The sequence below is a fragment of the Rhizobium sp. P1_C7 genome (assembly GCF_056406295.1).
In genome coordinates, this window is the sequence record NZ_JBFUAL010000038.1 from 21,991 (window position 1) to 33,541 (window position 11,551).

9 protein-coding genes are annotated in these 11,551 nt (G+C 57.3%); 5 read left to right on the forward strand and 4 right to left on the reverse strand.

Going from position 1 to position 11,551, the window contains the following annotated elements; genetic code table 11:
* Window positions 1-263 precede the first annotated feature (263 nt).
* Complete coding sequence (locus AC1D2R_RS30700; RefSeq protein WP_477973444.1) at window positions 264-2,384, forward strand: carboxy terminal-processing peptidase; 2,121 nt, start codon at window positions 264-266, stop codon at window positions 2,382-2,384.
* A gap of 155 nt (window positions 2,385-2,539) precedes the next feature.
* Here AC1D2R_RS30700 and AC1D2R_RS30705 read toward each other — a convergent pair whose 3' ends face one another.
* The gene (locus tag AC1D2R_RS30705; protein WP_477973460.1) at window positions 2,540-3,310 is read right to left on the reverse strand and encodes an SDR family NAD(P)-dependent oxidoreductase; all 771 of its coding nucleotides are present in this window, start codon (window positions 3,308-3,310) and stop codon (window positions 2,540-2,542) included.
* Window positions 3,311-3,588: 278 nt separating this feature from the next.
* Here AC1D2R_RS30705 and AC1D2R_RS30710 point away from each other — a divergent pair, with 278 nt between their 5' ends.
* Window positions 3,589-4,065, forward strand: coding sequence for a nucleoside deaminase (locus AC1D2R_RS30710; protein WP_477973446.1), 477 nt, complete (start codon window positions 3,589-3,591; stop codon window positions 4,063-4,065).
* A gap of 170 nt (window positions 4,066-4,235) precedes the next feature.
* Here AC1D2R_RS30710 and AC1D2R_RS30715 read toward each other — a convergent pair whose 3' ends face one another.
* A complete protein-coding gene (locus tag AC1D2R_RS30715) occupies window positions 4,236-4,712 on the reverse strand; it encodes an NUDIX hydrolase (RefSeq protein ID WP_477973448.1) in 477 nt (158 codons plus the stop codon).
* Window positions 4,713-5,439: 727 nt separating this feature from the next.
* On the opposite strand from AC1D2R_RS30715, the gene AC1D2R_RS30720 reads away from it, so the two are divergent.
* Together AC1D2R_RS30720 and chrA are read left to right on the forward strand one after the other, a co-directional pair.
* The gene (locus AC1D2R_RS30720; RefSeq protein WP_477973450.1) at window positions 5,440-6,258 is read left to right on the forward strand and encodes a chromate resistance protein ChrB domain-containing protein; all 819 of its coding nucleotides are present in this window, start codon (window positions 5,440-5,442) and stop codon (window positions 6,256-6,258) included.
* Between the two features lies 1 nt (window position 6,259).
* On the forward strand, window positions 6,260-7,675 hold the full coding sequence (chrA, locus tag AC1D2R_RS30725; RefSeq protein ID WP_477973452.1) for a chromate efflux transporter: 1,416 nt from the start codon (window positions 6,260-6,262) through the stop codon (window positions 7,673-7,675).
* 62 nt (window positions 7,676-7,737) lie between these two features.
* Here the strand turns inward: chrA and AC1D2R_RS30730 are convergent, their stop codons facing one another.
* On the reverse strand, window positions 7,738-9,180 hold the full coding sequence (locus tag AC1D2R_RS30730; RefSeq protein ID WP_477973454.1) for a DUF1254 domain-containing protein: 1,443 nt from the start codon (window positions 9,178-9,180) through the stop codon (window positions 7,738-7,740).
* A gap of 55 nt (window positions 9,181-9,235) precedes the next feature.
* Window positions 9,236-9,760, reverse strand: coding sequence for a hypothetical protein (locus tag AC1D2R_RS30735; protein ID WP_477973456.1), 525 nt, complete (start codon window positions 9,758-9,760; stop codon window positions 9,236-9,238).
* A 133-nt stretch (window positions 9,761-9,893) separates the two neighbouring features.
* Here AC1D2R_RS30735 and AC1D2R_RS30740 point away from each other — a divergent pair, with 133 nt between their 5' ends.
* A complete protein-coding gene (locus AC1D2R_RS30740) occupies window positions 9,894-10,898 on the forward strand; it encodes an AraC family transcriptional regulator (protein ID WP_477973458.1) in 1,005 nt (334 codons plus the stop codon).
* Window positions 10,899-11,551 lie beyond the last annotated feature (653 nt).

An 11,551-nucleotide genomic window follows, 5' to 3' on the forward strand; every position in this document is an offset into this window, starting at 1 on the left:
AGTCCGGCGCCACATGAGATTTCTGTCAACGGCGCTCAACCCGGCTTCATCGCATGTCGCCGACCACATGGTCTGAAGTATACTTCGACGAACAAAGACGCGTCTTTTCCGGGACTGGTTTAAAGGGACGGCATCACTAAAGTGTATGGCAGACAGCACCGCCTGCATTGGCGCGTACATTTCAGTCGGTTGCCAAAAAAACCGCAATTGTTCCGCCTACATCGCACATAGAGACATAAAATTACGAACTGGATCAAAGCAGAATGCGGATACGAAACGGTTTCCTTGGCATATTCCTGGCAATTGCACCGTCGGCATATGCCCTGGAAGCCGGATCATTGCCTGTTTTGGCGCCGCTAAAGCAGCAGGCACAAGCCGCTCAGATGAGTGCACAATTTCTCACGCGTTTCGGCTATAAGCCCGTTCCGCTCGACGATGAACTGTCAGCCAAGGTCATGAACCGCTTCATCAAGTCGCTCGATCCGGACCGCATGCTCTTCCTGCAGGCGGACATCGACAAGTTCATGTCTGACAGCGCCAAGATTGATGATGCCATCAAACGGGAAGATCTGCAGATTCCGTTTTCGATCTTCAACGTTTATGAACAGCGCGTTGTCGACCGCATGAACTACGCGCGCAACTTGCTCAAGCAGAACTTCGATTTCAGTGTGCAGGAAGATTATTCCTTGTTGCGTGATAAAGAACCTTGGGCGCAATCGGAAGCCGAGCGTGATGAACTTTGGCGCAAGCGGGTCAAAGGCGACTGGCTGCGGTTGAAGCTGGGGGGTAAAACCGCCGCAGCTATTCGTGACACGCTCAACAAACGATATGAAAACGCCCTCGAGCGCGCTTACAAATACAAGAGCGACGACGTTTTCCAGTCGTTCATGGACGCCTATACAACGTCGATTGACCCGCACACGGACTATTTCGGCGCGGCCGCTTCGGCCGATTTCGATATTTCAATGAAGCTTTCGCTGGTTGGTATCGGTGCGGTACTGCAGGAGCGCGATGACTACACGACGATCCGTGAGCTTGTGCCTGGGGGCCCGGCGCAGTTGTCCGGCAAAGTGGCAGTCGGGGACCGCATTATCGGTGTCGGTCAAGGCGAGGACGGCGCGGTAAAGGAAGTGCTGGGCACGCGCCTTGATGACGTTGTGCAAATGATACGAGGGAAAAAAGATACCGTCGTGCGATTGGACATCTTGCCAGCGGATGCTGGAGCAGATGGCAAGCATCGCACTATCAGCCTGGTGCGCGATAAAATCAGCCTGGAAAAGCAGGCTGCCAAGAAGGCCGTCCTTTCCATAAAGGATGGTCACGCCACCCGTAAAATCGGAGTTATTACTTTACCGGCGTTTTATGAGGACTTCGAAGCACGGCGAAAAGGCGACAAGGATTACAGAAGCGCAAGCCGCGATGTCGCAAAGCTTCTCGGTGAACTGAAGCAAGACAAGGTTGACGGCGTTCTGGTTGATTTGCGCAACAATGGCGGCGGTTCATTGGCTGAGGCAATTGATTTGACAGGTCTGTTTGTCGGCAAGGGCCCTGTGGTTCAGCAACGCGGTGCCGACGGTAAGGTTGTGGTAAAAAGCGATGATCTTCCAACGCCCGTATGGACGGGTCCGATGGGTGTGCTGATCAATCGCGGTTCGGCGTCGGCTTCGGAGATTGTTGCCGCTGCGATACAGGACTATGGCCGAGGTGTGATTGTCGGCGAACCGAGTTTTGGCAAGGGCACCGTGCAAACTGTAGTTAATCTTGACCAGGTGGCACACAACAGCAAACCGAAATTCGGTGAGCTGAAACTGACGATTGCCCAGTTTTTCCGTGTTAATGGCGCCACGACCCAGTTGCGCGGCGTTACGCCAGACATCAGCTTACCGGGACTTTCTGACCCTAAGAGCTTTGGTGAGTCGAGTTATGATAATGCCCTGCCCTGGACACAGATCAAGCCTGCGAATTATGCGCCTGCCGGTAATATGATGACGTTGTTGCAGAAATTGCAAAGCCGCCATGATGTTCGGGTGCAGAGCGATCCGGAGTTCCAACGCTTTTCGGAAGACATTGCCGAACTGAAGGCGCAGCGCGAGAAGGGGGTTGTCTCTCTCAACGAAACCGAACGCCGTAATAAACTGACTGCTCGAGAGAACCGCCTCAGGTCAAACCAGCAAATAAACGATGGTGTAGATCCTGTTGAAGATGATGGCCTGCAAGCGAACGAGCGTAGCCTGAGTGCTGATATTGCGATTGAGAATGCCCGTAAGAACGCAAAAGACGTCTTGCTGAACGAGGCCGCCGCCATTCTCGCCGATGAGGCGGATTTGCGGGAAGGCGTTTTAAAGGCAACCACAAAACAATCGGGCGACACAGACGGGAAATAGTCGTTCTCGACGGGCGTAAGTGTGTGTTTACGATCGTGTCTTTGTTTCCCCTTGAAGCTGCCCGATTGAAGAGGATACAACGCGCTCGCCATGGCGCCCGCGACAATGGAAATCGTCGTTCGCGTCTGCGTAAGCGCTGCATGAGCGCCTTGGCCTCAGGCGACGGACCATCCACCGTCCACCAGCAGGTTCGTGCCGGTGATCAGGCTCGCAGCCGGTGATGCAAGGAAGACTACGGCACCCACCACATCATCGGTTTCACCGATCCGGCCGAGTGGAATGTGACCGAGCGTCGCTTTGTGATTGTCGGCATCGGATAGAAAAGGTGCTGTACCATCGGTGTGAATGAACGTCGGCGATACGGTGTTTACGGTGACATTATAGCGTGCCCATTCAGCCGCAAGGCAGCGCGTGAGGTGGTTGATTGCCGCCTTGCTCATGCAATAAATCGCCTCGCCGCGCAGTGCCACGGTACCGGCCTGTGAGCTGATGTTGATGATCCGGCCCCCATTGCGCTTGATCATGTGACGACCTACCGCCTGCGTCATCAGAAAGGTGCCCTTGATGTTGACATCGAGTATCTCGTCAAGGTCCTTCTCCTCAACGAGTTCCGCGAGATTACCCGGAGCCACGCCGACGTTGTTGACCAGGACATCGATCCGACCGAGCGAAGCAAGCGCCGCGTCGACGGCTTGTGCGATATGGGCCTGATTGGGAATGTCCAGTTCAACAGGGAGAACTTTTCGTCCCGCGCCCTCGAGTTCGGCAACCAGGCCCGCTGACGCTGCGACATCGCGGACCCCCAAAACAATATCGGAGCCTGCTGCGGCACAGGCAAGTGCGCAAGCTCTACCGATGCCACGGCTCGCTCCCGTCACCAAAGTCACTTTGCCCTCAAGGCTGAAGTCCGGCGCATTCTTCTGCATCATGATGCCTCCCTCGATGAAGCTCATTTATGGCAGCGTCGGCGTGCGGATGCCAGATGTTCTACGCATGCTGAGGAGCGTCCCTTCGACCAATGGGCAGCTGCGATCCGGGGGAGGGTGGCGGAGACTTCGTCATGGAAACCGCCGTATTGCGTCCTCGATATCCACGGAACAAAGGTATTCTGGTTGGTCAGAAGCCGCCGCTTCAACGCGGCCCCTTGGAAATCCCTTCGACTCCAGACAAGATCATCCTGCTCTAGTGTTTGGGGAGATTTCTGATGGAAAACCACGAGCCGTTTTTACGCGAGGCGATTGCTCTCTCGAGATCCGCGATGGAACACGGCGACGAACCGTTTGGCTCGGTGCTGGTGAAGGACGGTGAAGTAATCCTGCGCGCCGAAAACAGCGTCTTCACCGGCCACGATATGACGAACCACGCCGAGATGAACCTGGTTAAACTGGCGGCGCAGCACTACGACACTGCTTTTCTCGCTGATTGCACGCTTTACACCAGCACGGAGCCGTGCGCGATGTGCTCGGGGGCGATTTACTGGTCGGGCATCGGGCGTATGGTGTTTGCGTGCTCCGAAATGCGGCTTGGGGAGATCGCCGGGATCGGGTTGAACGTGCCGAGCCGGGCGGTTTTGCATACCGGTGCACGCATCGTCACTGTGGTTGGCCCAAACCCAAACCTCGAAGGCGAAGCCGCCGAAGTACATCAGGAATTCTGGCCGAAGCATCTGGGCAAGGGATAGCTCTTTTGTCCAAAATACCGTCGGGCTCCGCCGCGTCTTCCCAAATGGGGTCTTCACCCGTTGCCCGCGTGACAGTGGCGGCCTGTTGATTTGCCCAGGGGGCCTTGACCGCATTGCGCCAACAGAGTCACCGTCTGTCGAAAATTGATTTCGACCAATGCTTTCGCTTGCTATGCCTGAATATCATCGTTCTCGTGCAGCAACCGAGCGAACAGCTCTCTGAGCTCTGTGTAGCCGACATCCCTCATCGCGGTCTGAAGGGGAACCCATCGTGTTTTCCGGATGTGCTTTTCAGGGAAAGTGTCTGCCACTTTGTTGGTGACAAGCAAGTGAACGCTAACATGAAAACGATCAGGGCCTTCCTTCTCGTAAGTGAAAGCCCCGAAAACATCCTCTGTGAGCCGGCCCCTGACCCCTGTTTCCTCAAAGGCTTCGCGCAGTGCCGCTTGGCTGGTTGTTTCACCAATTTCCATGCGACCCTTTGGTATTCCCCAATGCCCATTGCGAAGACTTGCGATTAGCAATGTTTCTACCGGCGATTGGTCGCTAATGCGGCGCAAGCAGATTGCCCCCGCCTGTCGAATGTGGCCAACGGGTAGCGAGGCATCGAGCTGTGTGGCCCCCATCCCTTTGTGTATGTGAAACATTCCTGCTCTCAATTGCTCTGTGCTGGAACCAGTCCCTTTTCAGCGACTTGGATTGACGTCTTTCGTTCCGGCGGTCTGTCAGCGCCAGCCACTTCAACTCCGCTTCCGCGAATCCCAATCCTGGTCATTCGTTCCCCAGAACGTTTTCCGGGTCATTCTGCCGCTCGGCGACTTGAGTATGACGTTTTTATGACAGAACTAAGGAATAGGCGCAACGCCAGTAGCACCCTGTTTGTCGTGTGCTTTTGTCAGTTTCCACAGCCAGCCAATTGAATGGGCGAGATGGGCTGACAGGCGAACTCACGACGGCAGGAACGCGCCGCCAGAAGCAGCCTCAGTGGCATACGAGATAAAGCAATTGAAATCGTCATCGCGGCCAAGGTGTAAATTCAATACTGCGCAGCGGTAATTGCATCTCGTCTCATTCACCAGGAAAGGAAGGTAGTCCATTGCGAATAGTTAGAAGGGAGTGATGATCGAAAACCTGTAGAGCTCTTTCCGGCGGTCGGCGAGCGAGTGTGTCTGTCGATCCCGAAGCGCGCTCATCATCTGCAGGCTGTTGTCGAGATCAAGCGGCCAGGCCGCGTGGTCATCGACCTAAAATCTCGATATGCTTGACAGAACACCATCTGTTTGCGAATGATTTTGGCATGGGGCAGCGATCGCCCCACGAGGCGACATGCCGAAGAATCGCGTCCAATGAAACCGATCAAACGGAGGACGCGTCATGCCGTCATTTATGGAAATCTCCCCTGACAAGCTCAATCGGCTTATCGGCACGCCCGGTGCGCCGCTCGTCATCGATGTCCGTACGGACGAAGACTTTGCGCGAGATCCAAGGCACGTGCCTGCCTCGATCCGCCGCAGCCATGAAGACGTCACGGAATGGGTCGAGCTGGTCGACGCAGAATCCACGGTTGTCGTCTGCCAGAGTGGCGGTAAACTCAGCCACGGTGTCGCAGCGTATCTCCGCAATGCAGGGATCGACGCAGAAAGCCTTGAGGGTGGCTTCGAATCCTGGGCAAAGGCTGGGCTAGCTGTCCCTAAGGATAAGCTTCCGCCGCGCGACGCGCAGGGCCGAACAGTCTGGGTCACCCGGGCTCGTCCGAAGATCGACCGCATCGCATGCCCGTGGCTGATTCGGCGCTTTATCGATCCGAATGCGCTCTTTTTGTTCGTCCCGGCCTCCGAAGTCTCGATGGTAGGTGATCGCTTCGGGGCTACGCCGTTTGATATCGAGGACGTCTTCTGGAGCCATCGGGGTGAATTGTGCACCTTCGACGTGATGATCGAGGAGTTCGGTCTGACGTCGGAAGCCCTTTTGCGACTTGGGACAATCGTTCGGGCCGCTGACACCGGGAGACCAGATCTCGCTCCCGAGGCAGCTGGGCTTCTTGCCGCGTCACTCGGTCTGTCACGCATGTACAATGACGATCTCGCGCAGCTCGACGCCGGGATGCTGCTGTATGACGCGTTCTACCGCTGGTGCCGCGATGCGACCGACGAAACGCACAACTGGCCCTCCGCGAAAAGGGGGGCGTCGTGACATGACCGACATTGTTGGCAACGCACCCACGGAAGGCGCGGGAGGCGAATATTCCCATGGCGTATCCTTCGGCGAGGCCGTGAAGGTCTGGGCGCGGATCGCGGCATTGAGCTTCGGGGGCCCTGCCGGACAGATCGCCGTGATGCACCGGATAATCGTCGACGAGAAGCGCTGGATCGGCGAGCACCGTTTCCTCCACGCATTGAACTACTGCATGCTCTTGCCGGGTCCGGAAGCACAGCAGCTTGCGATCTACATCGGCTGGCTGATGCACAAGACGGCGGGAGGGCTCGTCGCCGGCTTCCTGTTCGTTCTGCCTGGTTTCCTTGCGATCTTGGGTCTGAGCTGCATCTACGCCGCCTATGGCAGCATCGGAGTCGTCGCTGGACTGTTCTTCGGTCTGAAGGCGGCGGTACTCGCCGTCGTTGTCCAGGCAGTCATTCGTATCGGCAGTCGGGCGCTCAAAAACAACGCGATGATCGCAATCGCGGCTTCGGCTTTCGTGGCGATCTTCTTTCTGCACGTACCCTTTCCCTTGATCATCTTGATGGCTGGTATTGTCGGCTTCGCGGGTGGCAAACTCGGATTTGCGTCCTTTAAAGTGGGCGGTGGTCACAAGGGCGGAAGCGGCCCGGTTCTGTCTGATGCAAATTCACTCCTCGGCGAGGACACCCCGGCGCATGCGAAACCCAACCTTGGTTGGTCGCTACGTATATCGGGAGCGCTGCTCGCTTTGTGGATCGTGCCCCTAGGTGTGCTCTGGTTCATCCTTGGTCCCGGCGACGTGTTCACCCAGATTGGACTGTTTTTCAGCAAAATGGCAGTCGTCACGTTTGGTGGCGCCTATGCTGTTCTTGCCTATGTCGCGCAGGAGGCTGTCCAGCACTATGGCTGGCTGAAGCCAGGAGAAATGCTTGACGGCCTTGGCATGGCAGAAACGACACCGGGACCACTGATCATGGTGGTTGAGTTCGTCGGCTTCATGGGGGCGTATCGCGATCCAGGGTCGCTCAACCCAATGACCGCCGCAACGCTGGCAGCAATCCTGACCACGTGGGTGACCTTTGTCCCGTGCTTTCTCTGGATATTCCTCGGAGCGCCGTTCATCGAGAAGCTTCGCGGCAATGTCGCGTTGGCGGGTACAATGTCGGCCATCACCGCGGCGGTGGTCGGCGTCATCCTCAATCTCGCTATCTGGTTCGCTTTGCACACCTTGTTTGCGGAGGTGACAGTGATCCGGGCCGGCTCGCTATGGCTGGACGTTCCCTTGCTCCGCTCCGCCGTCATTCCGGCAATGATATTGTCGCTCGCTGCGGCTCTAGCGATCTTTCGGTTCAAGGTCTCGGTGATTGCGACATTGCTCGCATGCGCTGTCGCCGGCATGGTCTGGACGCTCGGCGGGCAAATAATGCTCTGAAATTACTCCCGCTTTTGGAAGTGAGCAGCAACCTTGCTGAGAGGCGGACGAAACTGCGCCTTCTATGAGACCCGTTTCACACCGGGTGGCCGCCATGTCCCTTCGCCCGCCGGCAAGATCGAAGGCGGCGTGGGCTTCGGCCAATATAGGCGCATCACGAGATAGATTTTGTCATCAGGCGCCGGTAGCCAATTGGATTCCTTGTCCGCACCGGGGCTGTCTTTCTGAATGTACAGCGTCAGAGAGCCGTCCGTGCCCCTTTTCATCGCCGGCAACATCGGCGAGTTGATGAGGTATCGTTTGATCGGATTCTTGACCAGGAGCTGGCTCTTGCCGTCGTATATCGTAACGGACCAGAATGCATTCACCGGCGGCAACTGGCCGGGTGGGAAGGTGATGGTGTACTTGTGCTTGCTGCCGTCGAGCGGCTCACCGGTCGCGTCCGTTCGGGTATAGGGGTACATCGCTTCTACGGCATCGTTGCCCAAGAGACCGCCCTTTGCAGCCCCGGCGCGCATCACCCAATCGCCGTTGTAGAAGGCCTCGTCGCCAAAGAACGAGCCAACGTTCCAGCCGTTGATGCTTTTGTTGCCGCTGGCCAGCCATTTGTCGACTTTGTCGTCACCCTGCTTCATCGCCACCACGATTTCGGCTTTGTGTTCGAGCGACAGATCCTTGAACTCGAAGGCCTTGCCGGGACCGATGCCAATCTTCGCAAGTTTCGCGCGAATGGCCTTGTCTATTGGCCTCTCCGGAACGAATTGCAGGGCTGCGTCGAGATACGGGAAGAAGTTGTCCTTGATCCCGGCAGTGGTGGCAGGAAGGAACTTGATCTTGGGTGCGGCAGGTGGGGCGGGTTGTTTAAGGAAGGTGGAAAGCGGCTGCGCCTTGTAGCCTGCCTGAACTTTCTCGACGTTCGGCATGTCGTCGGAATTAAAGAGCTGGGTTCGGATTAGGGCGAGCGTGAACGGCGTCGTCGATTGGAAGACCTTCTCGATCCCGGTGGCCGTTTCGCCTTTCCAATCGGGGCCGACCACCAGATAGTCGCCCGGCTCGGTCCCTGTGGTGCGCGTGCCGATATAGCCAAAATTGTAGGTGTTGCCGTCAATCAGCTGAACCGAGTAGTAGCGGTCCCTTGCGACCGTCGGCACCGAGATAACCATCGGTTCAGCACGCAAATCCAGCCAGAGGATCGAGTAGGGCGTGTCGCTGTTCGGCGTAATGACTGCCGTATCCTCAGGGGTGGCGACATGGTGCTCGTTGTTGATCTCGTTGAACGGTGCCTTGAACTGCCCGGAGTTCCTGTCCACGGCAAACTCTTGCATAACCGCATAATTCATCACCAGCGGTAAGCCGTAGATGAAGCCTTCCTCGGCGATGTCCTTGGCCTCCAACAGGCTGGGCCATTCGGCTTTGTTCTGTGCCATCAGCAGGCTTGGCTTCGCAATGGCCGCGCCAGCGGCGATTGCCGCGGTGGTGCGGAGCAGATCTCGCTTCGTCAACATTTGCCGTGCTCCTTTTAGGTTGGTCTCGAGGTCCGTTACCGCGTTGCGGCAGGTGCTAGTACAGAAACGCCCGTCGATAGCTGCGCCTGGCCACGCCCGCATAGGAGAGCGGCGTCAACGGCATGCCGATAATGTCAATGAACACGGAAACTTCGGAACCCGTCTCTGGCATCTCACCGTCGACCACCTTCACCGTGTAGGACAAGTCGTTGTCCTTCAGGTCCGGGTTCTCCAGAATGACGACGACCTGCCGGAGTTTGTCCGCTTCGAGAATCGAGAGGTCGGCATTCGGCGGATCGGAAAGGAAGCTGTCTTTGCCCTTGCTCCAGAAGGGTACGAAAGCCGTCGTATTCATGTTCCCGGCAATGCGCTCGGGACGGTCCGAGAAAAACAACGTTGTGGCGCCGATACCTTCGAGCGTCAGCTTGCTCGCGGCTTTGTCGAATCTCATTGCGCTTGCATTCTGAACGAAAAGGAAGTCGGCCACTCCATCGGCTGCCTGCGCCATTCGAGGTCTGAGTGGCGCTGCCGTTGCCACGACAGCTGTGGCTGCGAGCAGCAGGTTTCGTCTAGTCGTCATAGTCCCCCCTTGATGCAGAAAGTTATTGAGGTATTTACTTACGCGACACCCGTTTTACTGAACTAAACACGTTCGAAAAATTCGAAACCACTCATTTTACGCCACGATTACATTATTTTGGAGCGTTGCTAACATGGCTGAGATCCCGGTCATCTCCAATCGCATAATGCATGGCATGCCGGCTTTCATACGCCGCGAGATGGGGCAAAAGGCGCTGCTGCAGGCCACTCGCGCCATCGGCTTCGATCTCGAACTGACCGAGAGAGAGCACTGCTTCATCCCGCACGCGGCCGTGATTGGCTTCGTCGAAGCGGCCGCACGCGCCGCCGGCGAGGCCAACTTCGGACTTCTGATTACTCCGATGATGAACATTGCCAACTATGGCAGCTTCGGACACTACGTGTTTGGTGCTGGCACCTTAGGGCAGGCCATTGAGCGCAGCATCTCTGGCCTTCGTTATCACAGCACGGCTGACAGGATGTCAGTTGCGGTCGTGGGCGAAGAGGTGCGATACAGCTATGGTTTCGCTTTAGCCGGCCGTTCCGGCTATGCCAATACCGCATGTGCCGCGGCAGGCGTCTTGCTCAGCCTTTTCAGGGCATATTTGCCCCCTCGTTGGCGACCACTGCGCGTCGAGCTTGACATCGGTAGACCGCACCAGACGGGTCCTTTCGAAGACATCTTCCAGTGCCCGGTTCATTTCAACGCACCCGCGGTAACGGTCGTGATGGATCGCCATCATCTGTCCGCTGCTCCTCGGCACGCCTCATACCCGATTGTCACCATCGAGGATGTAGCGCGAGACCGGCGAGGCGGTGCTCCTAGGGATATGCTCGACGTGATCGTTGAACAAGTCAGGACCCAGGTTCTGTCGGGCGATGTGTCGATCGATAGTGCCGCACAATCGATGGACACCAGCGTCCGGACGCTGCAACGAGAGCTTAATCGGGCCGGCACCAATTTTCGCAGCCTGTCGAGCACAGCAAGGGTCCAGCGAGCCACTGAACTGCTCCGGCACACGAACGACTCGATCACTCGCGTGTCGGCGGAACTGGGATATTCGACCCCGGCCAATTTCGCCCGTGCTCTCCGAAAGGCTACCGGCAACGGGCCGCGAGAGTTTCGCTCAAATATTTAGCATTTGCGAGTCCGTGAGAGCCGGCGGCGTGTTGCCCGTCCGTTAAACACCCCGTGGCGTCGCGGGCCTCGCGTCCTGCCCCGGCGTTTGGTCCTGCCGGCGTCATGAGCGTGCGCTTGTCCGCTGCTTCGCTGGACGCGATATGAAGCACGATGCCCGACAGAAGCGACTTGGCTTCTTCGTTCCAGTGTATTTGGACTTGCTGTGGCGAATTTGCAGTGTTCGCTTCTGGACCGAGAGATGCGACGAGCGCCCTTCGATCGATCGTCGCACCATGTCCTGCTCCTTAACCGACGTTGGCCCTTCGCCGAGTACTTGCGGTGAGCCATGGTGCCGCCTGACAAGCGTCGTCTGGAACGCGCAGATTTGTGTGCTGCGCCATCCCCGATGCCGACCTACACCGGAGCTCACCGACATCGCCGCTTGCTCACACCGTGACCGGAAGAGCGACGCGATGGAGGCACAAGGGCGCACTTACGAGTTGCTGCGCAACTCGGTGCCCAGGTGGGCGGATCTGCAAAAGGACATGGCGCGTTGGCAATTTATCATCTCAGCACCAAGCTGATCGCCCGCAGTGGCGGCCGCAGTGCGGTTGCGTCTGCGGCCTATCGTGCCGCCGAGAAGCTGACCAACGAGCGGGATGACCTGACGCA